Origin of the sequence: Streptomyces griseus subsp. griseus (genome assembly GCF_003610995.1) — a bacterium.
Classification (GTDB): domain Bacteria; phylum Actinomycetota; class Actinomycetes; order Streptomycetales; family Streptomycetaceae; genus Streptomyces.
Genome location: NZ_CP032543.1, coordinates 1910651 through 1936610, shown reverse-complemented (window position 1 = coordinate 1936610; position 25960 = coordinate 1910651). Strand labels below are relative to the sequence as shown.

Annotated in this window: 25 protein-coding genes and 1 tRNA gene; 19 read left to right on the top strand and 7 right to left on the bottom strand. The window is 70.7% G+C overall.

Translation table 11 applies throughout. The features are described 5' to 3' along the window. Window positions 1-75: 75 nt before the first annotated feature. On the bottom strand, window positions 76-765 hold the full coding sequence (locus D6270_RS08945) for a TetR family transcriptional regulator (protein ID WP_109165903.1): 690 nt from the start codon (window positions 763-765) through the stop codon (window positions 76-78). Window positions 766-880: 115 nt separating this feature from the next. On the opposite strand from D6270_RS08945, the gene D6270_RS08940 reads away from it, so the two are divergent. Both D6270_RS08940 and D6270_RS08935 read left to right on the top strand, forming a co-directional pair. Then, entirely contained in the window at window positions 881-2500 is a 1620-nt protein-coding gene (locus D6270_RS08940) for an MFS transporter (protein ID WP_109165904.1), read from the top strand. Between the two features lie 207 nt (window positions 2501-2707). Continuing rightward, window positions 2708-3127 carry a peptidase inhibitor family I36 protein gene (locus D6270_RS08935; protein ID WP_109165905.1) on the top strand — a complete coding sequence of 140 codons (420 nt, stop codon included), beginning with the start codon at window positions 2708-2710 and terminating at the stop codon, window positions 3125-3127. Between the two features lie 77 nt (window positions 3128-3204). On the opposite strand, the gene aceE is transcribed toward D6270_RS08935, so the two are convergent. Further along, window positions 3205-5937 (bottom strand): pyruvate dehydrogenase (acetyl-transferring), homodimeric type, encoded by a 2733-nt coding sequence (gene aceE, locus D6270_RS08930; RefSeq protein ID WP_109165906.1) that lies wholly within the window; start codon window positions 5935-5937, stop codon window positions 3205-3207. 508 nt (window positions 5938-6445) lie between these two features. Between aceE and D6270_RS08925 the strand changes: the two genes are divergently transcribed. From D6270_RS08925 to D6270_RS08895, 6 genes are all read left to right on the top strand, one after another. Further along, window positions 6446-6883: a DUF3052 domain-containing protein gene (locus D6270_RS08925; RefSeq protein WP_093693918.1), complete on the top strand. Its 438-nt coding sequence runs from the start codon at window positions 6446-6448 to the stop codon at window positions 6881-6883. A gap of 219 nt (window positions 6884-7102) precedes the next feature. Then, window positions 7103-7561, top strand: a complete 459-nt coding sequence (locus tag D6270_RS08920) for a peroxiredoxin (RefSeq protein WP_109165907.1) — start codon at window positions 7103-7105, stop codon at window positions 7559-7561. Between the two features lie 138 nt (window positions 7562-7699). Then, window positions 7700-8275 (top strand): TerD family protein, encoded by a 576-nt coding sequence (locus D6270_RS08910; RefSeq protein WP_109165908.1) that lies wholly within the window; start codon window positions 7700-7702, stop codon window positions 8273-8275. Between the two features lie 172 nt (window positions 8276-8447). After that, window positions 8448-9023 carry a TerD family protein gene (locus tag D6270_RS08905; protein ID WP_109165909.1) on the top strand — a complete coding sequence of 192 codons (576 nt, stop codon included), beginning with the start codon at window positions 8448-8450 and terminating at the stop codon, window positions 9021-9023. A 68-nt stretch (window positions 9024-9091) separates the two neighbouring features. Beyond that, window positions 9092-10252: a DUF475 domain-containing protein gene (locus D6270_RS08900; protein WP_109165910.1), complete on the top strand. Its 1161-nt coding sequence runs from the start codon at window positions 9092-9094 to the stop codon at window positions 10250-10252. Between the two features lie 147 nt (window positions 10253-10399). Then, complete coding sequence (locus D6270_RS08895; RefSeq protein WP_109165911.1) at window positions 10400-11134, top strand: TerD family protein; 735 nt, start codon at window positions 10400-10402, stop codon at window positions 11132-11134. A gap of 67 nt (window positions 11135-11201) precedes the next feature. Here the strand turns inward: D6270_RS08895 and D6270_RS08890 are convergent, their stop codons facing one another. After that, window positions 11202-12092 carry a TerD family protein gene (locus D6270_RS08890; protein WP_109165912.1) on the bottom strand — a complete coding sequence of 297 codons (891 nt, stop codon included), beginning with the start codon at window positions 12090-12092 and terminating at the stop codon, window positions 11202-11204. 233 nt (window positions 12093-12325) lie between these two features. Here D6270_RS08890 and D6270_RS08885 point away from each other — a divergent pair, with 233 nt between their 5' ends. From D6270_RS08885 to D6270_RS08870, 4 genes are read left to right on the top strand one after another with little or no spacing between them, the layout of a single operon-like run. Further along, window positions 12326-13498, top strand: a complete 1173-nt coding sequence (locus D6270_RS08885) for an HpcH/HpaI aldolase/citrate lyase family protein (protein WP_109165913.1) — start codon at window positions 12326-12328, stop codon at window positions 13496-13498. 49 nt (window positions 13499-13547) lie between these two features. Beyond that, window positions 13548-16061 (top strand): phosphoribosyltransferase, encoded by a 2514-nt coding sequence (locus D6270_RS08880; protein ID WP_109165914.1) that lies wholly within the window; start codon window positions 13548-13550, stop codon window positions 16059-16061. Further along, window positions 16058-16879 (top strand): HAD family hydrolase, encoded by an 822-nt coding sequence (locus D6270_RS08875; RefSeq protein WP_109165915.1) that lies wholly within the window; start codon window positions 16058-16060, stop codon window positions 16877-16879. Before D6270_RS08880 ends, D6270_RS08875 begins: the two co-directional genes overlap by 4 nt. A 55-nt stretch (window positions 16880-16934) precedes the next feature. Next, window positions 16935-17594, top strand: a complete 660-nt coding sequence (locus D6270_RS08870) for an O-methyltransferase (protein WP_109165916.1) — start codon at window positions 16935-16937, stop codon at window positions 17592-17594. Between the two features lie 27 nt (window positions 17595-17621). Here D6270_RS08870 and D6270_RS08865 read toward each other — a convergent pair whose 3' ends face one another. The 3 genes from D6270_RS08865 to D6270_RS08855 form a co-directional block, all read right to left on the bottom strand. Then, window positions 17622-17837 carry an FmdB family zinc ribbon protein gene (locus D6270_RS08865; RefSeq protein ID WP_093693929.1) on the bottom strand — a complete coding sequence of 72 codons (216 nt, stop codon included), beginning with the start codon at window positions 17835-17837 and terminating at the stop codon, window positions 17622-17624. 348 nt (window positions 17838-18185) lie between these two features. Continuing rightward, window positions 18186-19643: a hypothetical protein gene (locus tag D6270_RS08860; RefSeq protein ID WP_204117139.1), complete on the bottom strand. Its 1458-nt coding sequence runs from the start codon at window positions 19641-19643 to the stop codon at window positions 18186-18188. Between the two features lie 71 nt (window positions 19644-19714). Then, window positions 19715-20515: a DUF4097 family beta strand repeat-containing protein gene (locus D6270_RS08855; protein ID WP_109165917.1), complete on the bottom strand. Its 801-nt coding sequence runs from the start codon at window positions 20513-20515 to the stop codon at window positions 19715-19717. A gap of 276 nt (window positions 20516-20791) precedes the next feature. Between D6270_RS08855 and D6270_RS08850 the strand changes: the two genes are divergently transcribed. The 7 genes from D6270_RS08850 (at window position 20792) to D6270_RS08815 (ending at window position 25062) form a co-directional block, all read left to right on the top strand. After that, window positions 20792-20863, top strand: a tRNA-Val gene (locus tag D6270_RS08850). Window positions 20864-21296: 433 nt separating this feature from the next. Further along, entirely contained in the window at window positions 21297-21689 is a 393-nt protein-coding gene (locus D6270_RS08840) for a TraR/DksA family transcriptional regulator (protein ID WP_109167535.1), read from the top strand. Window positions 21690-21752: 63 nt separating this feature from the next. Further along, the gene (locus D6270_RS08835) at window positions 21753-22394 is read left to right on the top strand and encodes a GNAT family N-acetyltransferase (protein ID WP_109165918.1); all 642 of its coding nucleotides are present in this window, start codon (window positions 21753-21755) and stop codon (window positions 22392-22394) included. Window positions 22395-22469: 75 nt separating this feature from the next. Continuing rightward, a complete protein-coding gene (locus tag D6270_RS08830; protein ID WP_093693945.1) occupies window positions 22470-22703 on the top strand; it encodes a hypothetical protein in 234 nt (77 codons plus the stop codon). A gap of 208 nt (window positions 22704-22911) precedes the next feature. After that, on the top strand, window positions 22912-23361 hold the full coding sequence (locus D6270_RS08825; RefSeq protein ID WP_109165919.1) for a DUF7144 family membrane protein: 450 nt from the start codon (window positions 22912-22914) through the stop codon (window positions 23359-23361). A gap of 2 nt (window positions 23362-23363) precedes the next feature. After that, on the top strand, window positions 23364-24743 hold the full coding sequence (locus D6270_RS08820; RefSeq protein ID WP_204117140.1) for a DUF1254 domain-containing protein: 1380 nt from the start codon (window positions 23364-23366) through the stop codon (window positions 24741-24743). An 82-nt stretch (window positions 24744-24825) separates the two neighbouring features. Further along, the gene (locus D6270_RS08815) at window positions 24826-25062 is read left to right on the top strand and encodes a DUF2277 domain-containing protein (RefSeq protein ID WP_109165920.1); all 237 of its coding nucleotides are present in this window, start codon (window positions 24826-24828) and stop codon (window positions 25060-25062) included. A gap of 56 nt (window positions 25063-25118) precedes the next feature. On the opposite strand, the gene D6270_RS08810 is transcribed toward D6270_RS08815, so the two are convergent. Then, window positions 25119-25928: a VTT domain-containing protein gene (locus D6270_RS08810; RefSeq protein ID WP_109165921.1), complete on the bottom strand. Its 810-nt coding sequence runs from the start codon at window positions 25926-25928 to the stop codon at window positions 25119-25121. Window positions 25929-25960: the final 32 nt, after the last annotated feature.

Sequence of the window (25960 nt, the reverse complement as noted above, 5' to 3'; positions counted from 1 at the left end):
TGCGCGCGGGACCGTGATCCAGGTGAGGGACATCACCCGGCTGCTAAGGATTCAACCGAATTTCTTCACACAGCGTCATGGCCGGCAGCTGTCCGCCCGCGCCGACTGGTCACCGTGCTGGCGCCAGTCGCCCGCAAGCGCCGGGACGAGCTGGTCCAGATACTCCTCGGTGAGGTCGCGCAGCGCCTCCACGCTCGAATCGTGCCCCCGGCCCCACAGCTGGCCGGTCACCCGCATCACCCCGGAGAAGGCGGCGACGGCCACCCGCGGCCGGGGGTCCCTCGTGACGTCGAGGCCCTCGCGCTCCGCGATCAGCTGGGCGATCTGCTTCTCCAGGGCGATCCCGCGCCGCATATGGGCGGCGAGCAGGGAGGGGGTCGACTCGATCATCTGGTACGTGCGCATATGGAGGTCGACCGTGATGACCTCCTCGATCGCCTCGCCGATGCTGTTCCAGGCGGAGAGCACGGCCCGGCGCATCGCCTCGAACGGGGCTTCGCCGGGCGGGCGGCGGCGCAGCTCCGCGATGAAGCGGGACTCGACCATCTCCTGTACCGCGAACGTGGTGTCCTCCTTGCTCGCGAAGTAGCGGAAGAAGGTGCGCTGCGAGACGTCGACCGCCTCGACGATCTCGTCGACGGTGGTCTGCTCGTACCCCTGGGTGGTGAAGAGTTCGAGGGCGGCGCGCAACAGTGCGTCACGGGTGCGCCGCTTCTTCCGCTCCCGCAGCCCGGGCCGGGGCGCGCCTCTCTGCCCGTGGGTCACGTACCGGTCCTCTTTTCCCTCGTTTGTCCAGGTCAGCTTACCTGTGAGCTACGCGACAGCTACTGGCTCGTGAATGCGTTTGTCAACTGTCAGCGGCTGTCATTAGTCTCCGCGTATGACTAGTCAGACCACCGTCGAGAAGGCGCCGCGGGAACCGGAAGACGGCCCCGTACCCGCCGCGGCCAAGGGGCTTCGCGGCCACCCCTGGCTGACCCTTTTCGCCGTAGCCATCGGCGTGATGATGGTCGCGCTCGACGGCACGATCGTCGCCATCGCGAACCCCGCGATCCAGCGGGACCTCGGCGCCACGCTCGCCGACGTCCAGTGGATCACCAACGGCTATCTGCTCGCCCTGGCCGTCGCCCTGATCACCGCGGGGAAGCTCGGTGACCGCTTCGGCCACCGCCAGACCTTCCTGATCGGCATCGCGGGCTTCGCCGCCTCCTCCGCCGCGATCGGCTTCTCCAAGGAGATCGGCCTGGTCGTCCTCTTCCGCGTGCTCCAGGGCCTCTTCGGTGCCCTGCTGATGCCCGCCGCGCTCGGTCTGCTGCGGGCCACCTTCCCCGCCGAGAAGCTGAACATGGCCATCGGCATCTGGGGCATGGTCATCGGCGCGTCCACCGCGGGCGGCCCCATCGTCGGCGGTCTGCTCGTGGAGCACGTCAGCTGGCAGTCGGTCTTCTTCATCAACGTGCCGGTCGGCATCGTCGCGCTCGTCTTCGGCCTGGTGATCCTCAAGGACCACCGCGCCGCCAACGCGCCGCGCTCCTTCGACATCCTCGGCATCGTGCTGCTCTCGGGCGCGATGTTCTCCCTCATCTGGGGCATCATCAAGGCCGGTGAGTCCTGGGGCTGGGGCGGCGCCTGGACCTGGTTCTTCCTCGTCCTCGCCATCGCGCTCTTCCTCGCCTTCGGCCTCTGGCAGACCCGGGTACGCGAGCCGCTCGTCCCGCTGGCGATGTTCCGCTCCATCCCGTTGACGGCCGGCGCCATCCTCATGGTGCTGATGGCGTTCGCCTTCATGGGCGGTCTCTTCTTCGTGACGTTCTTCCTCCAGGGCGTCCACGGCCTCAGCCCCGTCGACAGCGGTCTCCACCTGCTGCCGCTGACGGCCATGATGATCGTCTCCTCGCCGGTCGCCGGGCTGCTGATCACCAAGTTCGGCCCCCGCGTCCCGCTGGTCGGCGGCATGGTCTGCACGGCCACCGCCATGTTCGGCATGACGACGCTCAGCGAGTCCACCGGCACCTTCGCCATGTCCCTCTGGTTCGCCCTGCTCGGCTGCGGCCTGGCCCCGGTCATGGTCGGCGCCACCGAGGTCATCGTCGGCAACGCGCCCCTGGAGCTCTCCGGCGTGGCCGGCGGCCTCCAGCAGGCCGCCATGCAGGTCGGTGGCGCCCTCGGCACCGCCGTCCTCGGCGCGGTCATGTCCTCCAAGGTCAGCGCGGAGTTCGCGGGCAACTGGACGGACGCGGGCCTGCCCGGCACGCCCGATCCGGGGCTGGAGAAGGCCGCCGAGTTCGGCATGGTCCCGGTGGACGCCCTCTCCAAGGCCCCCGGTATGACGCCGGAAGTCGTCGACACCATCGGCAAGGTCATCCACGACACGTTCATGTCCGGAATGGGCCTGGCCTTCACCGTCGCGGGCGTCGTCGCCGTCGTCGCGGCCGGGGTCGCCACCCTCACCAAGCGCGGTGCGAACGCCGAGGCGGGCGCCGGAGTCGGCCACATCTGACCCCGGGCCCTGGGCCCCTGGCCCCGGGAATCCGTCAACACAGCGCACGTCACAGCCCCGCCGAATCCTTTCGGCGGGGCTGTCGCCTATCAGGGTGGCGTGGACCGCCCTCCTCTTCCCCGAGCCCCGCCGCACTGGTCAGGGTGGTCAGGACAGAGCAGCGCGCCACCACACGGCGCGGCACACGACTACGGGGGTTGATCCACCATGCGTACGACCATGCGCAAGAACCGCACGACCGCTCTCGCCGCAGGCCTGGCCGTCACGGCACTCACCGCGCTCATCCCGCAGGCGCTCGCCCAGGACCGGGCGGCCGCCGCCCCGAAGACCTCCTCGGATATCCGGCTCGGCACCTGCGAGGCGGGCCGGCTCTGCCTCTGGAAGAAGCCCGACTTCGCCGGCGCCCGGCAGACGTACGAACTCTCCACCGTCGACATCGAGAGCTGCACCCCGCTCCCCAAGGGCGGCGACGCCCAGTCCCTCGCCAACCGCACCGGGCGGCCCGTCACCACCTACCAGTCGGCCGAGTGCCGGGAGACGGGCGAGTTCGAGACGTACCCGGGCGGCGGGACCTGGCTGCCCCGCTCCCCGTACCAGGTGCGAGCCTTCAAGATCTGGGAGAACTAGCGGCCGCCTCCGGACACGCCGAAGGGCGGCGACGCACGCGCGTCGCCGCCCCTCGGACCCGTACAGCGGCTCTACGGCTACGCGTCGCCGCCGGCGGCGCCCGGATCGGCCGCGGCCACATCCAGGAGGTCGTAGCGGTCCAGCGCCGTCTTCAGGGCCGACCGGTCGATCTTCCCCTCCTTGGCGAGCTCGGTGAGCACCGCGAGGACGATCGACTGCGCGTCGATGTGGAAGAACCGGCGGGCCGCACCACGGGTGTCGGCGAAGCCGAAGCCGTCGGCGCCCAGCGACTGGTACGCACCGGGCACCCAGCGCGCGATCTGGTCCGGCACCGAACGCATCCAGTCGGAGACCGCCACGAACGGGCCCTCGGCCCCGCCCAGCTTCTGCGTCACGTACGGGACGCGCTGCTCCTCCTCCGGGTGGAGCAGGTTGTACCGCTCCACGTCCACGGCCTCGCGCCGCAGCTCGTTCCAGGAGGTGGCCGACCAGACGTCCGCCTTGACGTTCCACTCCTCGGCGAGGATCTTCTGCGCCTCGACGGCCCACGGGACCGCCACACCGGACGCCAGGATCTGCGCCGGGATCTCGCCCGCCTCGCCCTGCTTGAAGCGGTGGACACCCTTGAGGATGCCGTCCACGTCCACGTTCTCGGGCTCGGCCGGGTGCTGGATCGGCTCGTTGTAGACGGTGAGGTAGTAGAAGACGTCCTCGTTCGCCTCGCCGTACATCCGGCGCAGCCCGTCCTGCATGATGTGCGCGATCTCGTACCCGAAGGCCGGGTCGTAGGCGACACAGCCCGGGTTGGTGGAGGCGAGCAGCTGCGAGTGGCCGTCCGCGTGCTGGAGCCCTTCACCGGTCAGCGTCGTACGCCCGGCGGTCGCGCCCAGTACGAAACCGCGCGAGAGCTGGTCGGCCATCTGCCAGAACTGGTCACCGGTGCGCTGGAAACCGAACATCGAGTAGAAGACGTACACCGGGATCAGCGGCTCGCCATGTGTCGCGTACGCCGAACCGGCGGCGATCAGCGAGGCCGTACAGCCCGCCTCGGAGATGCCGTCGTGCAGCATCTGGCCGGTCGGCGACTCCTTGTACGCGAGCAGCAGATCGCGGTCCACCGCCTCGTACTGCTGGCCCAGCGGGTTGTAGATCTTCGCGCTCGGGAAGAACGCGTCCATGCCGAACGTGCGGTACTCATCGGGCGCGATCAGCACGAACCGCTTGCCGATCTCCTTGTCCCGCATGAGGTCCTTCAGGATGCGGACGAACGCCATGGTGGTGGCGATCGACTGCGAACCCGAACCCTTCTTCGCAGCCGCGTACGTCTTGTCCTCGGGCTGCGGCAGGGGCTTCGCACGCACCACCCGGGTCGGCACATAGCCGCCCAGACTGTTGCGGCGGTCGTGCATGTACTGGATCTCCTCCGAGTCGCGGCCCGGGTGGTAGTAGGGCGGGTAGCCCTCGTCCAGCTGCTTGTCGGTGATCGGGATGTGCAGCCGGTCGCGGAACCGCTTGAGGTCCTCGACCGTGAGCTTCTTCATCTGGTGGGTCGCGTTGCGGCCCTCGAAGTTCGGCCCCAGCGTCCAGCCCTTGACCGTCTGCGCGAGGATCACGGTCGGCTGGCCCTTGTGCGCCTTGGCCGCCGCGTAGGCCGCGTAGACCTTCCTGTGGTCGTGCCCGCCGCGCCCCAGGTGCAGGATCTGCTGGTCGGTCATGTCCTTGACCATCTCGCGCAGCCGCGGGTCGTCACCGAAGAAGTGCTCGCGGATGTACTCACCGGTCTCGGTGGCGTACGTCTGGAACTGGCCGTCCGGCGTGGTGTTCAGCCGGTTGACCAGGATGCCCGTGCGGTCCTGCGCCAGCAGCGGGTCCCAGGAGCGGTCCCAGACCAGCTTGATGACGTTCCAGCCGGCGCCCCGGAACTGCGACTCCAGCTCCTGGATGATCTTGCCGTTGCCGCGCACCGGGCCGTCGAGGCGCTGGAGGTTGCAGTTAACGACGAAGGTCAGGTTGTCCAGGCCCTCACGGGCTGCGATGGAGAGCTGCCCCAGCGACTCCGGCTCGTCCATCTCGCCGTCGCCCAGGTAGGCCCACACATGCGACTTGGAGGTGTCGGCGATGCCGCGCGCCTCCATGTAGCGGTTCATCCGCGCCTGGTAGATCGCGCCGAGCGGGCCGAGGCCCATCGAGACGGTCGGGAACTCCCAGAAGTCCGGCATCAGCCGCGGGTGCGGGTAGCTGGAGAGGCCGTTCGGCGCCTTCGACTTCTCCTGGCGGAAGGCGTCCAGCTGGGCCTCGCTCAGCCGGTCCAGCAGGAACGCGCGGGCGTAGATCCCGGGGGACGCGTGCCCCTGGAAGAAGATCTGGTCGCCGCCGTCGCCCTGGTCCTTGCCGCGGAAGAAGTGGTTGAAGCCCACGTCGTACAGCGAGGCGGAGGAGGCGAAGGTGGCGATGTGGCCGCCGACACCGATCCCGGGACGCTGCGCCCGCGAGACCATCACGGCCGCGTTCCAGCGGGTCGCGTTGAGGACCTTGCGCTCGATCTCCTCGTCGCCCGGGAAGAACGGCTCGTCCTTCGTGGCGATCGTGTTCACGTAGTCCGTGCTGCGCATCTCCGGCACCGCGACACGCTTCTCACGCGCGCGCTCGATGAGCCGGAGCATCAGGTAGCGGGCCCGCTCACGGCCTCGCTCGTCGACGGCGGCGTCGAGGGAGTCGAGCCATTCCTGGGTCTCCTCCGGATCAAAATCCGGGACCTGGCTCGGAAGGCCGCCAATGATGATCGGGTTGCGATCGGATCCGGAAGCCACACTGTTCCTTCGCTGTTCGGTGGTGCTCTGCGGGGTCTGTTACGGGGAACGTACCCCCGGGACAACTGTGTGCGCGCCGCCTCCATCGTGCTACCGCGAGGGCCCGGACGTCATCTCTACCGTGGGGTAACTCCGAGGTTCCGAAATTTCTCCGGCGGGGCACGAGTATGGGCAGTACGCGGCGGGGTACGGGCAAACCGCAACCTTACGCCCAAGCCGTCCAAGCGTTCCCAAAGGTCGTTCGAATCCGATTGGCGGAGCGAAACGGCATAAGCTGAGGAAGGACGTAAACGGATGGGGTGACCTTGCGGAACCCCCGGAGGGACCGGCCCAGGCCCCGGGAGAGAGCTGCCGGAGCCTGCGGTGACGTGGCAGGGAACGTCACCGTTTAGGCGGTCTCGTACGCCGGGTACTTGCGCGATTCGCCGGGCCCGTGTGGACTACGGCCTACGCCCCGCGCACGCGCGTGGCTGCAGCATTTTCCGAAGACATGATCAGGAGGCAACCCGTGAGCGCGACCGCGGACCACGCGGAGGAGCGGACCAACCCGGCGACACGCCTGGGGTTCGAGCCCGGACAGGTGGTCCAGGAGATCGGCTACGACGACGACGTCGAGCTGGAGCTCCGTGAGGGCATTGAGGCCATTACCGGCCAGGAACTCGTCGACGAGGAGTACGACGATGTCGCAGACGTCGTCGTCCTCTGGTTCCGCGACGAGGACGGCGACCTTACGGACGCGCTGGTGGATGCCATTGGTCTGCTCGAGGACGGCGGTACGGTCTGGCTGATGACGCCGAAGACCGGCCGTGACGGCTACGTCGAACCGAGCGACATCAATGAGGCTGCCCAGACGGCCGGTCTCGCCCAGACCAAGAGCATCAGCGCGGGCAAGGACTGGACGGGCAGCCGTCTGGTCACCCCCAAGGGGGCCAAGGCCAAGCGCTGAACCACTCGCTACACCACCCGGGGCCTCCGGACGGCGCTCAGGCGCCGCCGGGGGCCTTCGTACGTGCCCCGTCGGCCCGTGCGTAGGGTGGGAGTCACCCGGACGGCCGGACACGCACGTACGGATACGCGTGTGTCACGTACGGACACGTGCGTGTGCGTACGGACACGTGCGAGCGGAGGCCGGGAAGTGGGAAGCGGCGGAAGGGATACCTGTTCCATGACGATCGAGGTCGGCACCGAGGCCCCCGATTTTGCACTCAAGGACAACCACGGGCGGACCGTACGGCTCTCGGACCTCCGGGGCGAGAAGAACGTGGTGCTGCTCTTCTACCCGTTCGCCTTCACCGGCGTCTGCACGGGCGAGCTGTGCGCGCTCCGCGACGAGCTGCCCCGCTTCGAGAACGACGACACCCAGCTGCTCGCCGTCTCCAACGACTCCATCCACACCCTGCGCGTCTTCGCCGAGCAGGAGGGCCTGGAGTATCCGCTGCTCTCCGACTTCTGGCCGCACGGGGAGGTCTCGCGCGCCTATGGAGTCTTCGACGAGGACAAGGGCTGCGCGGTGCGCGGCACCTTCGTCATCGACAAGGCCGGCACCGTCCGCTGGAGCGTCGTCAACGGCCTGCCGGACGCGCGTGACCTCAACGACTACGCCAAGGCGCTCGAAGCGCTCTGAGACGATCTCCTGGTGGCGCCCCGCCAAAAGCCTGTTTTGGCCGGGAACCGCTCACTAGGATCCAATCGTTGATCCGATGCCAACGAACGACGGGGACGCTGGTGTCTGCCGGCCCCTGAGAAAACTACTGGAGGACTCGTGGGAGTCAGCCTCAGCAAGGGCGGCAACGTCTCGCTGACCAAGGCCGCGCCCAACCTGACCGCGGTCATCGTCGGTCTGGGCTGGGACGCCCGCACCACCACCGGCGGCGACTTCGACCTCGACGCCAGCGCGCTGCTGGCGAACGCCGAGGGCAAGGTCGCGGCGGACGGCAATTTCGTCTTCTTCAACAACCTGAAGAGCCCCGACGGCTCCGTCGAGCACACCGGTGACAACCTCACCGGTGAGGGCGAGGGCGACGACGAGGTCATCAAGGTGAACCTCGCCGGTGTCCCGGCCGACGTCGACAAGATCGTCTTCCCGGTCTCGATCTACGAGGCCGAGACCCGTCAGCAGAGCTTCGGCCAGGTCCGCAACGCGTACATCCGCGTGGTGAACCAGGCCGACAACAGCGAGCTCGCCCGCTACGACCTGAGCGAGGACGCCTCGACGGAGACCGCGATGGTCTTCGGCGAGCTCTACCGCAACGGTGCGGAGTGGAAGTTCCGCGCCATCGGCCAGGGCTACGCCTCCGGCCTGCGCGGCATCGCACAGGACTTCGGCGTCAACGTCTGAGGACCCGCACGACCGGGCGCGGCCTTCGAGGGCTCACACAGCGCCCGCGCACCACTCGTCCGGCGCCGCATCCTGTGCGGCGCCGGACGCGCTCAACCGGGCGCTTTCGGACGCCCGAGCACGGGCGCCCGAAGGCGCCCGGCAGCGTTTCCACGACTCGGGGAGGACACACATGGGCGTCACGCTCGCCAAGGGAGGCAATGTCTCCCTCTCCAAGGTCGCACCCAACCTCACCCAGGTGCTGGTCGGGCTCGGCTGGGACGCACGCTCCACCACCGGAGCCGATTTCGACCTCGACGCCAGCGCGCTGCTGTGCCAGTCGGGCCGGGTGCTCGGTGACGAGTGGTTCGTCTTCTACAACAACCTCACCAGTCCCGACGGCTCCGTGGAGCACACCGGTGACAACCTGACGGGTGAGGGCGAGGGCGACGACGAGTCGGTCATCGTCCGACTCGACCAGGTCCCCGCCCACTGCGACAAGATCGTCTTCCCGGTCTCCATCCATGAGGCGGAGATCCGGGGCCAGGCGTTCGGCCAGGTCAGCAACGCCTTCATCCGTGTGGTCAACCAGGCCGACGGCCAGGAGCTGGCGCGCTACGACCTCAGCGAGGACGCCTCCACGGAGACCGCGATGATCTTCGGCGAGCTCTACCGCTACCAGGGCGAGTGGAAATTCCGTGCAGTAGGTCAGGGGTACGCGTCGGGGCTGCGCGGCATCGCTCTAGACTTCGGCGTCAACGTTTCGTAACGCCGCGCACGGCGCGGGGAGCCCCGTACACACCGGGGGAGACCCTTACATAACACGATGGGGTACCAGTGGTTCTGAAAACCTTCGGCTGGTCGTTCGCGGTCACCGCGCTCGGCCTGGTCGCAGCCTTCTTCTACGGGGGGTGGCAAGCCTTCGGCATCGTCGCGATCCTGACGATCCTGGAGATCTCGCTCTCCTTCGACAACGCGGTGATCAATGCCGGAATCCTGAAGAAGATGAATGCCTTCTGGCAGAAGATCTTCCTCACCGTCGGCATCCTCATCGCCGTGTTCGGTATGCGGCTGGTGTTCCCCGTCGTGATCGTGGCCGTGAGCGCCCAGCTCGGGCCCATCGAGGCCATCGACCTCTCCTTCAACGACCCCGACAGGTACAAGGAACTGGTGACGGACGCCCATCCGGCGATCGCCGCCTTCGGTGGCATGTTCCTGTTGATGATCTTCCTCGACTTCATCTTCGAGGACCGTGACATCCAGTGGCTCCGCTGGATCGAGCGCCCGCTCGCCAAGCTCGGCAAGGTCGACATGCTGTCGGTCTGCGTCGCGCTCGTCGTGCTGCTGATCACCGCCCTGACCTTCGCCACCCAGGCGCACCAGCACGGTGGCGCGCACGTGGACAAGGCGTCGACCGTCATGCTCTCGGGGATCGCGGGTCTGATCACCTATCTCGTCGTCGGCGGGCTCTCCGGATTCTTCGAGGGCAAGCTCGAAGAGGAGGAGGAGCGCGAGCACGAGGCCGAGGAAGAGGCCAGGAAGAAGGGCAAGCCCGTCACCGGGGTCGCCCTCGCCGGAAAGGCCGCGTTCTTCCTCTTCCTCTACCTGGAAGTCCTGGACGCCTCCTTCTCGTTCGACGGCGTCATCGGCGCCTTCGCCATCACCAACGAGATCGTGCTGATGGCCCTCGGCCTCGGTATCGGCGCCATGTACGTCCGTTCGCTCACCGTCTACCTGGTCCGCCAGGGCACGCTGGACGACTACGTCTACCTGGAGCACGGCGCGCACTACGCGATCGGCGCGCTCTCGGTCATCCTGCTGGTCACCATCCGGTACGAGATCAACGAGATCATCACCGGCCTGATCGGCGTCGTCCTCATCGCGCTCTCCTTCTGGTCCTCGGTCCGCCGCAACAGGGCCATCGCCGCGGCGGGCGGAGACGACGGGGACACCGGAGGAAGCCCGGGTCCCAAGGCCGAAGTCCACTCCGGGGTGTGACCCGGTAGGGATTGAGGAACGCTCTCTGCGGGGCGGCCCACACGGCGACGGCTCTCCGGGACTCTCCCGGACCCGGCCCGGTGGCCGCCCCGCAGTGGTGTGCGGGGCCCGCGACAGGGCGGACAAGGCGAACAGGTGGGGGTTGGGATGGGATTCTTCGACGGCCTGTGGCCGGGGCGCGCGGCACAGTTCGACTCGGGCAACGGCACATCGAGCGCCATCGTGCTGTCGAAACGCAATGCCACGGTCTCGCTCAGCAAACAGGGCGCTCTCTCGGGCAACCTCAGGGTCAATCTCTCCTGGCGGATGCGCACCTCGGACATCGAGGGCCGCTCGCGCCAGAGCGGCCGGCTGCGGCGCCCCCTCCAGCTCTTCCAGCCCGAGGTGGTCCAGGCGCACACCCAGGGCGTCGTCAACGTCGACCTGGACCTCGGCTGCATGTACGAGCTGACGGACGGCACCAAGGGGGTCGTGCAGCCCCTGGGCAACTTGCTCGGTGATCTGAACGCTCCGCCCTACATCCGGCTCAGCGGGGACGACCGCTTCGGCGCTCCTTCGGGGGAGACGGTCTACGTCAACCTCGACCAGCGCGACCAGTTCAAGCGACTGCTGTTCTTCGTCTACATCTACGACCGGACGCCCGCGTTCGACCGTACGCACGCCAAGATCACGCTCTACCCGGGCAACGGCCCCCGGGTCGAGATCGAACTGGACGAGCGCGCGCCGCAGGCCCGTTCCTGCGCGGTGTTCACCATGGAGAACGTCAAGGACGAGCTGATCGTGCGGCGCGAGGTGAAGTTCGTCTACGGATTCCAGTCCGAGCTGGACCGGCTCTACGGCTACGGCATGCAGTGGGGGCGGGGCTACAAGTCCCGGACCTGAGCGCCCGGTCCCCTACCGCCGCGCTCCGGTCCCAGGACCGCCGGAAGAGCCGGAACCTTCAGGACCTTCAGGACCGGATGAACTGCGGGCCCTGCGGAGGCAGGACGAAGTGCGGGTCGGGCGCGTGGGCGGCGGCCGCCGCGGGCTGCGGATAGCCGTACGCGGGCGGCGCACCGGCCCCCTGCGGATAGCCGTACGCGGGCTGGGCGGGCTGCGGTGCGGGTACGGCGGGTGCCGGGGGTGCGACGGGTGGCGGGTAGCCGTAGGCGGGCTGCCGGTGCAGGACCGTGGCCTGGGAGTCCGGGTCCGGCGCGGAAGCGGCGTGGGTGGGTGCGGCGGGCTCGGTGACGGCGTGCGCGGGCGCCTGGGCGGCCCCGGCGGGCTCCTCCGCCCCGCCCCCGGCCTCCGAATCGTCGACGGAGATCCCGAAGGCGGTGGCGAGACCGATCAGCCCGGTCGGATAGCCCTGGCCGACCGCCCGGAACTTCCACCCCTCACCGCGCCGGTAGAGCTCCCCGCAGATGATCGCGGTCTCCTCACCGGTCTCCGGCCGCACATCGAAGACGGCCAGCGGCTCCCCGTCGGCGAACGCGGCATCGAAGAGAAGTATCCGCAGGTCCGGCACCTGCTGGAAGGCATCGCCGTCGGAGGAGGCGGCGATCACCACTTGGTCCACCGATGCGTCGAGGGCGCCGAGATCCGCCTCGATCGTGTCCGTGAGCCCGTCGGCGACACTGCGCTTCGGCAGCCGTCGGACCAGCCCGGAGGGATGGCGCGGCTGGTTGTAGAAGACGAAGTCCTCGTCGGATCGCACACGGCCCGCGGCGCCGAGCAGCAGGGCGGAAGCGTCCACGTCCGGAACGCCGGCCCCCGGGGTCCAGCGCAGCACGGCCCGCACGGCCACGGCGTCGACCGGGACGTTCGAGCCCTTCAGCATCGTGTGCGTCATGGGCGTCATCCTGCCTGCTGGCAGCACGCGCGGACAACGCGGGGGCGGCAAAGAGCCTGGCCTGTCGCGTCCCTGCCGGGCCGGAGAGGGAAAGGAGGAGGGCCGGACGGTACCGCGAGAAGTGGCCCGGTGAAGGGCGGGTAACCGGAAGTTCATGTACATCGGGAACTGTTGACACTCGCCCGTACGTACTATTACCGGCCATACGTTGTCCGGCCGGTCAGGCAGTTCGGGGGAAACTCATGCGTCACTTCGGGTATATATCGCCCGCTGCCCGGGAGGGCCTGTTCTTCAGGGAGCCGTGTGACTTCGACGCGGCCTCGCCCGCGAGCCTGCTCTCCGTCGCCCTGGGCGCCACGCTCTACTCGCCGGCGACCCGGACCACCTTGGCCGACGACGTCCTGAAGCAGGCCAGGCGTGGCGTCGTCTCCATGGTGCTGTGCCTGGAGGACTCGATCGACGACGCCGAGGTGGTCGGCGCCGAGGCCAACCTGGTCAGGCAGTTCGCGGCACTCGCGGAACGGGAGGCGGCGGGCGCCGAGCTGCCGCTCCTGTTCGTACGGGTCCGTGAACCGGGCCAGATCACCGACCTGGTCGAACGGCTCGGCGCCTCGGTCCGGACATTGTCCGGTTTTGTACTTCCCAAATTCACCGAAGAGCGCGGGGCCCTCTTTCTGGAGGCCCTGACGGAAGCCGAAGCGGCCTGCGGACGACGGCTGTTCGCCATGCCCGTCCTCGAATCGCCCGAGCTGCTCCATCTGGAGACGCGCGGTGAAGTCCTCCAGGGAATCGCGCGCTCCGTCGACAAGTACCGGGACCGGGTGCTCGCCCTGCGGCTCGGCGTCACCGACTTCTGCTCGGCCTACGGACTGCGCCGCGCGCCCGACATGACGGCGTACGACGTCCAGATCGTGGGCTCCGTCATCGCCGATGTGGTCAACGTGCTGGGCCGGGCCGACAGCACCGGCTTCACGATCACCGGCCCGGTGTGGGAGTACTTCCGCCGCCAGGAGCGCATGTTCAAGCCCCAGCTGCGCCGCAGCCCCTTCCTGGAGGGCAGCGCCGAGGAGCTGCGTACGGCACTGATCGAACACGACCTGGACGGCCTGCTGCGGGAGATCGAACTCGACCGGGCCAACGGCCTGCTCGGCAAGACCTGCATCCACCCGTCGCATGTGGCACCCGTCCACGCACTCTCCGTGGTCAGCCACGAGGAGTTCACCGACGCGCAGGACATCCTGCGGCCCGAGCGCGGGGGCGGCGGGGTGCTGCGCTCGGCGTATACGAACAAGATGAACGAAGTGAAGCCCCACCGGGCCTGGGCCGAGCGCACGCTCCGGCGGGCCGAGGTCTTCGGGGTGGCGAGCGAGGACATCGGCTTCGTCGACCTGCTGGCCGCCGGCCTGACGCAGTGAGCGCCCGTGGCGGCGTGAACCGATGACCGAGCGTAGTGAGCGCGTACCGATGAGCGGGCGCGCCGGGAGAGAAGAGACCGTGGACGTGGTGTGGTCGGGCGACTGGGTGGCCGAGCGGCTGGGAGTGGCCCTGGAGGGCGACGGGGAGCTCCAGGAGCTGCTGGGCCTCGCCCTGCGGCGTAACCCCAAGCGAGCCCACCTGCTCGTCTCCAACGTGCTGGGCAAGCATGTGCCCCAGAAGCCTTCCGTCGTGTACGGAGTCGGGTACGGGCTCGGCGAGCGCGTGCGGGCCCTCCTCGGCGCCGACGACGCCCGCCGCGCGGTCGTCCTTGGATACGCGGAGACGGCCACCGGCCTCGGCCACGCCGTCGCGGACGGCCTGCGGGACGCCTCGTACCTCCACTCCACCCGGCGGCCCGTCGCGGGCGTCGCGCAGGCGGGCGGCTTCGAGGAGGCCCACTCGCACGCCACCTCGCACCTGCTGCTGCCGGAGGACCCGGAGCTCCTGGCGGGCGGAGCGGAGGCGTCCACTCTCGTGCTGGTCGACGACGAGTTCTCCACCGGCAACACCGTGCTCAACACCATCCGCGCGCTGCACGAGTCGCATCCGCGCGAGCGGTACGTCATCGTCGCGCTGGTCGACATGCGCTCACCCGCGGACCGCGACCGGCTGACCGCCTTCGCCGCCGAGATCGGCGCCCGCGTCGATCTGGTGACCCGCTCCTCGGGCACGGTCGCGCTCCCCGAAGGCGTGCTGGAGCGGGGTCAGGCCCTGGTCGCGGCCCAGGAGGCGGAGCAGGCGGGCCGGGCCGACGCGGCTGTCGAGGGAGCCGGCACCCCCGTCACCCGGGTCGGTCTGGACTGGCCGGCGGACGTCCCCGACGGCGGCCGGCACGGCTTCACCCCGGCCCACCGGGCGGCGCTCGAAGCGGCGCTCCCGGGCATGGCGGAGCGGATCGCGGGCGCTCTGGAAGGCCGGGTCCGCCGGGTGCTCGTCCTCGGTTTCGAGGAGCTGATGTACGCGCCGCTGCGCCTGGGCACCGCCCTGGAGGAGGCGCTGGGTACGGGCACCGAGGTCTGCTACTCCACCACCACCCGCTCGCCCGTCCTCGCCGTCGACGACCCCGGCTACGCGATACGCACCCGCCTGGTCTTCCCGGCCCATGACGACCCGGCGGACGGCCCCGGCGACCGGTACGCGTACAACGTGGCGGGAGCCGGCTTCGACGCGGTGGTCGCCGTCGTCGACTCCCTCGCCGACACCCCCGAACTCCACGCCCCCGACGGCCTGCTGGCCCGCCTGGCGGCCCACACCGGCCAGGTCCTCCTCGCGGTCGTCCCCTCGTACACCCCCGCACCCGTTCCCCACCGGCAGGAGCCCGCCGTGCTGCCCGAGCCCCTCCGAGGCCCCGACTTCTCCAGTTACGCGCCCGAGGACGTCGGCTGGCTCCTCCAGGACCTCTCGGACACCGAGCTGGAGGCGCCCACCGAGGAGCGCGAGGAGGCGATCCAGAGCGGCGGCGCGCACTACGCGGAGTCGCTGCCCGTGGAGTACCAGCCGAGCGCCGGGTACCAGGCCCTGTTCACCGCCGCCCTGGACGCCTCCGCCGCGCGCATCGCCCGCGCGGTGGGCACCGTCACCGAGACGGTCCTCGCCGAACGCGGCCCGCGCCCGGTCCTCGTCTCGCTCGCCCGCGCCGGGACGCCCGTCGGGGTGCTGATGCGCCACTGGGCCCGCCACCGGCACGGCCTGGACCTGCCGCACTACGCCATCTCCATCGTCCGGGGCCGGGGCATCGACGCCACCGCCCTGCGCTGGCTCGCCGCCCACCACGACCCGGCCGACGTGGTGTTCGTCGACGGCTGGACGGGGAAGGGCGCGATCACCCGCGAACTGGCGGCGGCGATCGAGGAGTTCGAGGCGGCGGGCGGGCCCGGCGGCGCCGCGGGCCCGATCGGCTTCAACCCGGAGATCGCGGTGCTCGCCGACCCGGGCGGCTGCGTCCGCACGTACGGCACCCGCGAGGACTTCCTGATCCCCTCGGCCTGCCTCAACTCCACGGTCTCCGGCCTCATCTCCCGTACGGTGCTCCGCGCCGACCTCGTCGGACCCGACGACTTCCACGGCGGGAAGTTCTACCGCGAGCTGGCGGACTCCGACGTCTCCGGCGACTTCCTGGCCGCGGTGTCCGCCCGCTTCGACGAGGTGGCGGACCAGGTGGAGGCGGAGACCAAGGAGCTGCTCGCCGCCGACCGGGCGCCGACCTGGGAGGGCTGGGCGGCTGTGGAGCGGATCAGCGAGGAGTACGGCATCCACGACGTCAACCTGGTCAAGCCGGGCGTCGGCGAGACCACCCGGGTCCTGCTCCGCCGGGTCCCCTGGAAGATCCTCGCCAAGCGCGGCGCGGGTGCGGACCTCACCCACATCCGACTGCTGGCCGAACAACGCGGCGTTCCGGTCGAGGAGGTCGGCGACCTCCCCTACAGCTGTGTCGGGCTGATCCATCCCCGGTTCACCCGGGGCGCGACGGGCGCGGACGGCAAGGCGGTGCAGGGCGCATGAGCGAGATGGCGACGACCACGCTGGTGGCGAGCGACCTCGACCGCACGCTCATCTACTCGGCGGCCGCACTCGACCTGTCGATGCCGGACGCGGACGCCCCCCGGCTCCTCTGCGTCGAGGTGTACGGCCGCCAGCCCCTCTCATACATGACGGAGACGGCCGCCGCCCTCCTCACCGAGGTGGCCGGCTCCACGGTCTTCGTGCCCACCACCACCCGCACCCGCGAGCAGTACCACCGCATCCACCTCCCCGGCCCCGCCCCCCGGTACGCGATCTGCGCCAACGGCGGGCACATCCTGGTCGACGGAGTCTCCGACCGGGACTGGCAGGCCCAGGTGGAGGCCCGCATCGCCGCCGAATGCGCCCCCCTCACCGAGATCCGCGCCCACCTCGCCACCACCGCCGACCCGGCCTGGCTCCTCAAGGAGCGGGTGGCCGAGAACCTCTTCGCCTATCTGGTCGTCGAACGCTCCCTGCTCCCCGAGGAGTGGGTGAAGGAGCTGGCGGTCTGGGCGCAGGAGCGCGGCTGGACGGTCTCGCTCCAGGGCCGCAAGATCTACGCCGTCCCGGTGCCGCTCACCAAGAGCGCCGCGATGAACGAGGTCGCCCGCCGCTCCGGCGCCACCCGCACCCTCGCCGCCGGGGACTCCCTCCTCGACGCGGACCTGCTGCTCGCCGCCGACCTCGGCTGGCGCCCCGGCCACGGCGAACTGGCCGAGAACGACTGGCGCGCCCCGCACGTCGTGGCGCTGGACGAGCGGGGCGGGGCGGCGGGGGAGGAGATCCTACGCCGGTTCCTGGCGGCTTCGGCCACGTGAGTCCGGCTCCGGGCGTTCGGCTGCGGGAGAGCCTGGGGTGGGGAAGGCTGGGGCCATGACCAAGGGCAACGAGACCACGATCACTGCCGAGCTGTACGCGTACATGCTGGCCCACAACCCGCCGCTGGACCCGGTCCAGCGGGAGCTGGTGGAGACGACTTACGACCGCTTTCCCGACCACGCCGGCATGGTGTCGGCCGAGGAGCAGGCCCCGCTGCTCGCCTTCCTCGTCCGGCTGGTGGGCGCCCGGCACGTGGTGGAGGTCGGCACGTTCACCGGGTTCAGCGCCCTGGCGATGGCCCAGGCGCTGCCCGCCGACGGCACGCTGATCGCCTGCGACATCTCGGAGGAGTGGACGGCGTACGGCCGTGAGGCGTGGGAGAAGGCGGGCGTCGCGGACCGGATCGACCTGCGCATCGCCCCGGCCCTGGACACCCTGCGCGCGATGCCCGCCGAGCCGCACATCGACTTCGCCTACCTGGACGCGGACAAGGGCGGCTACATCGGGTACTGGGAGGAGTTGGTGCCCCGGATGCGGCAGGGCGGTGTGATCGCCGTGGACAACGTGCTCTTCCACGGCGGTGTCACGGATCCGCGGGCGACCGGGTCGGCGGCGGCGATCAAGGAGTTCAACGACCATGTGAGCGCCGACGCCCGGATGGACAGTGTGCTGCTGGCGGTGGCGGACGGACTGACGCTCGCGCGCAAGAAGTAGCGCCCGTCTCCGCCCAGTTGGCTCGGCTCAGCCGCAGCAACCGCCGCCGCAGCAGCCTCCGCCCCCACCGCCGGACGGTGCGGGTGCGGACGCGGCGGCGCCGCCCACGGCCACGGCGGAAAGCAGCTTGACGGTGTCGTCGTGGCCTGCGGGGCAGGAGGCCGGGTCCGAGGACTGGGCCATGGGGCGACTGAGCTCGAACGTGTCGCCGCAGGTGCGGCAGCGGAATTCATAGCGAGGCATGGCCTCAGGCTAGAGCCATCGCCGCCCGGCGGCTACGGCCACCTGAGCAGCGGTGCTCCGGTCGCGTGGGAGCGGCTCGGCTCCGGCTGCTCGGGACAGCGGGGCTCCGGCCATTGGGGGACGGCTCGACTCCGGCCACTTGGGGCGGCGGGACTCCGGCCACTTGGGACAGCGCGGCTCCAGCTAGATGGGACAGCGGAGCTTCGGCCACTTGGAACGGCTCGGCTCCACGTACGTGGAACAGCGGGACTCCGGCCACTTGGAACGGCTCGGCTCCGCCTACATGGAACAGCGTTGCCGCGACCACGCGGGGCGGCGGGGCTCCCGGCCAGCTGGGGCGGCGCGGGCTCAAACCCCGCTGCCGCGCTCCTCGCGGATGTCGGAGACGACCCGGGCGGCGGTCTGCCGTACGGCCTCGGTCTCGGTCAGGAAGTGCCAGTAGTCGGGGTGGCGGCCCTCCAGATCGGCGATGGCCCGGTCCAGCCGCGCCACGGAGTCGTCCAGCGGCCGGGCGTGCCGGGGGTCGGGCGTGTGCCGGCCGGCCATGGCGAGGCGCTGCGCGTCCCGTACGGCGAACCGGGTCCGCTCGATCTCCTGCTGCGGGTCCTTCGCCACGGCGTCCAGCCGCTGGAGCCGGTCCCCGGCGGCGGAGACCGCCTCGTCCACCGCGTTGAGCAGGGCGCGGACCGTGGAGAGCCGCGATGTGGCATCCGCCCAGCGCTGCTCGTCCCGGGCCTTCGCCGCCTCCGCGAGCTTCACCTCCGCCTGCCGCACATTGACGGCGGCCTGCTCCGGCACCTGCTGGAGGTCCTGCCAGCAGGCGGCCGAGAAACGCCGCCGCAGCTCGCTGAGGACCGGCTCCACCGAGCCCGCCCGCGTCGTCAGGGCCTGGGCGCGGGTCCGCAGCGACACCAGCCGCCGGTCGATCTCGGCGGCCCGCTCCGGCAGCCGCTCCGCCTCGGCCCGCAGGGCCTCCGCATCGCGCAGGACCACATCGGCCCGCTGGAGCGTCTCGGCGACCCCGTGCTTCCCCGCACCCTGGTTCAGCTTGGTCAGCTCCGGGGCGAGGGCGGCGAGCCGGGCCGCGAGCTCATCGGCGCGCAGCCCCGCCGCACGTACGGCATCGAGTGCGTTGCTCGCCCCGAGCAGCGCCTGCCGGGCCCGCTCCACGGCGGGGGCCAGCCGGGCGAGCTGGGTCTCCGCACTGCCCAGCAGCGTCCCGAGCCCCTGCCCGAACCGGTCCAGCTCGCCCTTGACCCGTACGAGATCGTCCTTGGCCCGGGTCAGCTCCGTGCGGGCGCTGGCCGCTACGGAGGGCTCCAGATCGTCCCGGTCCAGGTCATGGCTGTCGACGGCGGAGATGTAGGCGTGGCTGACCTCGTCGATCCGCCGCCCCAGCGCGGCGAAGTCCTCCGCAGCCTTGCGGCCGCGCGGAGAGTTGTCGACGGCGTTGATCGTCTCTATGGAGATCTTCAGGTCACGCTGGGCGGTGTCCAGCTCGTAGAACGCTTCGGCGGCCGCGTCCCTGGCCGCCTGGGCCTCGGCACGCTGGCTCTCCCCACGCCCGCCGAACCACCGCCGCGTACCGCCCCCGGCGAAGGCGGCGGTCAGCGTGACGGCGAGCAGGGGCATAGGCAGCAACGCGAGGGCCAGGACGTCCCGGAATCCCCGGCCCGCCTGCCGCCTGCCCCTGGCCTGCCGCTCGCTCCCGTACCGTTCGTCCTGTCCGCCCCGGGCACCGGAGACGCTCTCGACGGCGGAACTCCCACCCGCTCCTGCCTCTGGCCGCGTGTGTGTCGCCGTCACATCCCTCTCCCGTGCTGTTCCGCCCCTGCCGGTACATTCTCCCACCAGGTAAGGACGAACACACGGGCCCGTTAGTTCGCGGTTCGAACCTTCACTTCCCCGTTGTCGCTGCGGGCCTTCACCACATGGGTGCTGGCGTCGCTCCGCGGCACCCCGATGCTGACCTCCCCGTTGTCGGCGCTCGCGTTCACGGCGTACTCCTGTCCGCCCGGCGGCAGATCGATGACGATGCTCCCGTTGTCGCTGACGGTGTCCACCAGATCGGGCACACCGCTGAACCCCAGCCGGATCTGCCCGTTGTCCGCGCGGGCCACCACGGACTTGGTGCCTATCCGCTCGGCGAGGACGGACCCGTTGTCGCTCTTGAGGTCCAGCGGTCCGCCGGAGTCCCGTACGACGATGTCGCCGTTGTCGGCGGAGAGGCGCAGCGGGGTGTCGAACCCGGCCGCGGTGACCCGGCCGTTGCCCGCGTCGGCCTTCACGGTCACGCCGCGCGGCACCTTCACCTCATGGTGCGCGGCACAGTTGTTGATCATGGCGTCGCACTTCACCCGGAGCGTCAGGGTGTCGTTCTCCATCTTCCAGACGGGATCGGGACCGCTCCCCAGCACGACCCAGCCGTCGACCTGCCGCTCGACCTCGACCTCGTCCACATCGGCCGGCACGAGGGCCACGGTCGAGTCCTCTGCGTCGATGGTGAGCGTCTTACCCGCCAACGCGAACGACTTGCGCTCCACGGGCGCGTCATCGACATCGGCGCTGCCGCACCCGGCGAGACCCAGAGCGAGCAGCGCGGCCCCGCTCCCCACGCCGAGCACCCGGCCCGGGGCCCTGCGGCGCTTGCGGGGCGGTGCGCTGGTACGGATATCCACGGTGATCGGTCCCCCAGGAAATACAGCCGGACGGTGCCACCGGTCGTCGCTGCCGGTGTACTGCAAACCGTATGCACCGGGGCCGGGGCAGGGGCATACGGACGGCTACCGTCTCCGGGGTGGGGTTAACCCCCGGCCCGGCCCGGCGCTCGCGGTTCGGCGCAGCCTCGATCGCCCCCCGATCGCTTCCCCATCGTCCCCCCATCGGTTCCCGTCGGTTCCCGATCCGGTTTATGACCAGGGGGTCCGGCCCATGTACGCTGTTGCCTCATCCACGGGTGCGTAGCTCAGGGGTAGAGCGCTGCTCTTACAAAGCAGATGTCGGCGGTTCGAAACCGTCCGCGCCCACCGTGTGATGTGCGAAGGCCCCGACCGTCACGGTCGGGGCCTTCGCGCATCTCCGTTCCTGCGGGCGGCTTCTTCCCGAGGGCGGTGAACGGCGTGCCCGGCCAGGGCGCACACTGGGGGCATGGCCCTACCCAGAACGCATCACTGCTCGGCCTGCTCGGACGGCTCCGCAACCGACGTAACCCTTCACGAGGATCTGGTGATCGGGGCGCCGCTGTCCATGGAGGAGCTGACCGACGCGCAGCGTCTCGACCGGTTCGCGCTCAAGCTCACGACGGCTGCCAGGTCAGAGAGGTCCGGCAGGTTCCGCACGACACCCTCAGTGGTTACGCGTGGTCCGTCCGCTTCAGCGAGGGTTCGTAGCGGCTATATCCGTGACGGCTACAGAGGAGTGGCCTGGAATGGCCGCTTCCGGTCCGGCGTTGTGGAGTCGATGACCGAGCACACCGGCGATGAACCGTCCGTACCGCCCGAACATCGGGCGGTCCGGCGACGGCTCCTGGCCGACCACGCCGACACGAGCGCGCGGATGGCGGCGCTGAGCCGTGACTTCGAGGCCATCGTCGAGGCGAACGCCCTGGTGGCCGTCGATGACGAGCATGACCCCGAGGGGTCGAGTACGGCCTTCGAGCGTGCCCATGTCGCCTCCCTGCTGACGCAGGCGCGTGAGCACCTGGCCGAGCTGGACCTGGCCGTGGAACGGCTGGAGAACGGCGACTACGGGCGCTGCGAGGTGTGCGGAGAGCTCATTCCGGCCGCCCGCCTGGAGGTACGGCCGGCGGCTACGGCCTGTGTCGGCTGCGCGGGCGCGGAGCGTCGCCGTTGAGCGCGGCGGCCGACAGGGCGGGTGCGGGTGGCGCCCTGGTGGAGAACGGGGAGGGGCACAGGCGTGGGGCAGAGTCTTGCGGAGATCCTGGAAGGGGCGGCACACGGCCGGTTTCCGGCGGCCGACGGAAGAACCACCGTGGTGGAGGCGCCGAGCGGGCGGGACAGTGGCGTGATCGCCTTCACCGCGCACTCGGTGGTGTTCACCGACGAGGATCCCGCGTGGGTCCACGCGACCCTGGCGGCCCTCGACTGCGACGCGCTGGCGGCCACGATGCACCCGGGCTTCCTCCACGCGTTCCTGGAGCGGACCGGCCGGACCACCGAAACGATCGACCTCCTCACGGTCGCGCCCGCGCTGCCCGGGGAACCTCCGCTGGAGCTGCGGGAAGTCACCGATCCGGTTCATCCGCGGGCGGTGAGCGCGCGCAGGAGGCGTGACGGGGTGCGGATGTGGGCGGTCGACGGCGGGGTGCTGGTCCTGGGCCGTGGCGTGGCCGGACGCTGGGAAGTGGCCGTCGAAGTGGACGAGGACGCCCGCCACCGGGGCCTCGGGCGCGCCCTGGCCACCGCCGCCCGCCATCTGGTGCCCGACGGCCGGCCCCTCTGGTCCCAGCAGGCCGCGGGCAACGCGCGCAGCATCAGGGCGTTCCAGGCCGCCGGGTTCCGGCCGGTGGGCTCGGAGATGTTGCTGCTCGGCCGGTAGGGGTGCGCCTCCGGGGGGCTCCTGCCGGTCTTCTCCCGGGATGCGCTCCCGCGACCCCCAAGGCACCGTGGAGACATGGCCGCGCATCCTCCTGTGATCGTCCACCCGCCCTCCGCCACCGGAGCGCGGCGCGTGACCGTGCACGGGCAGATCGTGGGGCTGGCGCACGGGCGGGGCGAGGTGGCCGCGCTGCTGCGGGCCGCGGGGTTCGCGCCCGGGCCGGACGAGGCCGTCGAGTTGGACCGGCCGGGGCTGATCGAATGGCGCGGCGGCGACCTCGACACCTGGAGCCCGGCCGTGAACCCGTAGACCCCGCACCCGTGCCCTCGGAAACCCGTGCACTCGTCAATCGGGGAACGTGGGAACCCGTGCGAGTGGCCCGTGAGCCTTCACCCGAACGGGTGCGTCCAAGTGGCTGGCCGGACCGGCCGCAGGGAACGTCGGAGCTGATCTGCACGCACCATCAGCGCAGGTCAGGACCGCAGGCACCCGTGTCTGCCCCGGCCAAGGAGTCTCCATGTCCCAGTCCAGCACACCGACGCCCGGCACCTCCCGCCCCGCCGCGTCCTCCTCGGACCGCGGCTCCGCCAACCCGTGGGCCGGCGGCGGAACGCTGTTCGCCGGTTTCCTGCTCCTCGTCGACGGTGTCCTCGGAGTCATCAAGGGCGTCGCGGGGATCGCCACCAACGATGTGTACGCGGCGGTCAACGACTACGTCTTCAAGTTCAACGTCACCACATGGGGGTGGATCCACCTCATCCTCGGCGTCGTCCTGATCTTCGTCGGCTGGGGCATCCTCAGGGGCGCCACCTGGGCCCGGGCCGTGGGCATCGCCCTTGTCGCCCTGAACCTGATCGCCAACTTCATGTGGCTGCCGTACACGCCGATCTGGGCCATCGTCACCATCGCCATCGACGTCTTCATCATCTGGGCCCTGTGCACCGACCGCTCCCAGCCGGCGGTCTGACGGTGGCCGACAGCCCCGGGACGGGGACCGACAGCCCGGGGACCGATCTCGTGGATCTCGCCGCCGAGGCGTACATCTACGGATACCCCCTGGTCTACGACCTCTCCATGGTCGCAACCTCGCTCCATAGAGGGTTCGGAGGGATGCCGGCCGCACCCTTCAACCGGTTCGCCCACTCCGAGCACCTCGCCGACCACCGTACGGAATTCGTCTCCGTCAACAACGACACCGCCTACTCCGTGGCCCAGCTCGATCTGTCCGGCGGGCCGCTGCGCCTTCATGTCCCCGACACCGGCGGCGCGTACTACGTGCTCCAGTTCATCGATGCCTGGACGAACAACTTCGCGTACGTCGGCCGACGCGCCACCGGTACCGGCGAGGGCGAGTGGCTGATCGTGCCGCCCGGCTGGGCGGGCGGCGTCCCCGACGGCGTACGCGGGGTCATCGACGCGCCCACCTCCGTCGTGACCGTGGCGGGACGTTACGCCTGTGACGGCCCCGACGACCTGCCGCGTGTCCGGGCGCTCCAGGAGCGGCTCACCCTCACCCCCCTCGACGGCAGGCCCCACCGCACCGGACTGCCCGCGCCCGAGCCCGGCGTACCGGAGGAGCTGCGGTTCTTCGAGGAGCTGCGGGTGTGGACGGCCGACTTCCCGCCGTCCGCGGCCGACCGGGCTTACCAGGACCGGTTCCAGCCGCTCGGGCTGCTGGAGGAGGGACCCTCGCCGTACGCCACCGCCGGCCCGGCCCTCGTCGACGCGCTGGCCAAGGGTCTGGAGCGGGGGCGGGCCCGGGTCGAGGGGGTCAGCCGCGCCGGGGCGGGCGGCGGAGGCGGGCAGCCCGGGAGCTGGACCATGGACCCGCACGCGTTCGACTACAACCTGGACCACTTCGGTGTCGGCACCATCGACTCGCCGCAGTGGCGGACCCCCGACCGGGAGGCCTCCTACCTGGCCCGCGCGGTGGCGGCCCGGGTCGGGCTGTGGGGGAACCATGGGTACGAGGCGGTGTACGCCCAGACCTTCCAGGACAGCGAAGGGCGGCAGCTGGACGGGGCGCACTCCTATGTCCTGCGCTTCCCGGAGCCGCCGCCCGTCGGGGCGTTCTGGTCGGTGACGATGTACGGCATCCCGGACTACCACCTCATCGAGAACCCGGCCGGGCGGTACTCGATCGGGGACCGTACGCCCGGTCTCCTCCACGCGGACGACGGCTCGCTCACCCTGTACCTCTCCCACGGCCGGCCCGCCGACCCCGCCCGGGCGGCGAACTGGCTCCCCGCGCCCGCCGGAGAGTTCCGGCCCATGCTGCGGCTGTACACACCGGGGGCCGCCGTCCTCGACGGGACGTACGAGATCCCCGTCATCGAGCGGGTCGACTGACGGGCCGGGGAGGGGGCACCGGTCGCGGGACGGTGCGGGGCGACGCCGGGCCGTTGTCAGTGGTGCGGTCCACACTGGAGACATGTGCCGCAGCATCAAGACCCTTCGACCGCCCGCCCTCCCCGAAGAGGCCACCGAGGAGGACATGCGGGCCGCAGCCCTTCAGTACGTACGCAAGGTGTCCGGCTTCCGCGCGCCCGCCGCGCACAACAGGGAGGTGTTCGACCGTGCCGTCGACGAGATCACCGAGGCCACGATGAAGCTGCTGGACGGCCTGGAGATACGGGGCGTGGCCGCCCGGAGCAACGCCGGGAGCTGAGCCGGCGGGGAGGACGGACCGGGGAGCGGACCGGAGGACGGACAGCCGGGAACGGCTCAGGGGGAGACCGGCGCCGGTGATGTGACCGGCGCGGGGCCGTTCGGCTGGCTGGAGACGGTGCCGGACGCGGTGCCGGAAACAGCGTCCTGGGCGGAATCGTGGCGGGTGCTCCGGGACTTGGCGTCCTGGGCGGGCACGGCCGCCGGTGCGGAGGAGCCCTGGAGCGCCTCCGCCGTCGCCGCATCCCGCACGGCGGCCGGGCGCTTCACGACGAACGCGGCCAGCGCGCCCGCCATGAACAGGGCCAGCACCGAGACGGCCGTCCCGAACCAGGTCGACCCGAGCCACCGGCCCCCGAAGTAGCCGAGCCCCACGCTGTAGCCCGCCCAGGCCAGGCCCGCCAGCGCCGACCACGGCAGGAAGTCCCGCACCCTGCGGTGGGCGGCGCCCGCCCCGAGGGAGACCACCGAGCGGCCGGCGGGCGCGAACCGGGCGATGACCACGAGCGCCCCGCCGCCCCGGCTCAGCGCCGCGCCGAGACGTTCCTGCGCCTTGGTGAGACGGCGTGAGCGCGCGATCGCCCGGTCCAGCCGGTCGCCACCGCGCCAGGCCAGGCGGTACGCGACGAGGTCACCGAGCACCGAGGCGGTGGCCGCACAGAGGATGAGGACGACGAGGGAGGGCACTTCACCGGACGCGTTCCCGGCGCCGTTGACGCCGGTGGAGCCGGCGGCGGCCGCGGTTGCGGCGGTGATCACGAGGACACCACTGGGCAGCAGGGGGAGGAAGACGTCCAGCAGCACCGAGACGGCGACCACCACATAGATCCATGGGCTGCTGGTCAGTGCGGCCACACTCTCAAGCACCCGTCGACTCCCCGATCGTGTCAACGCCGCGA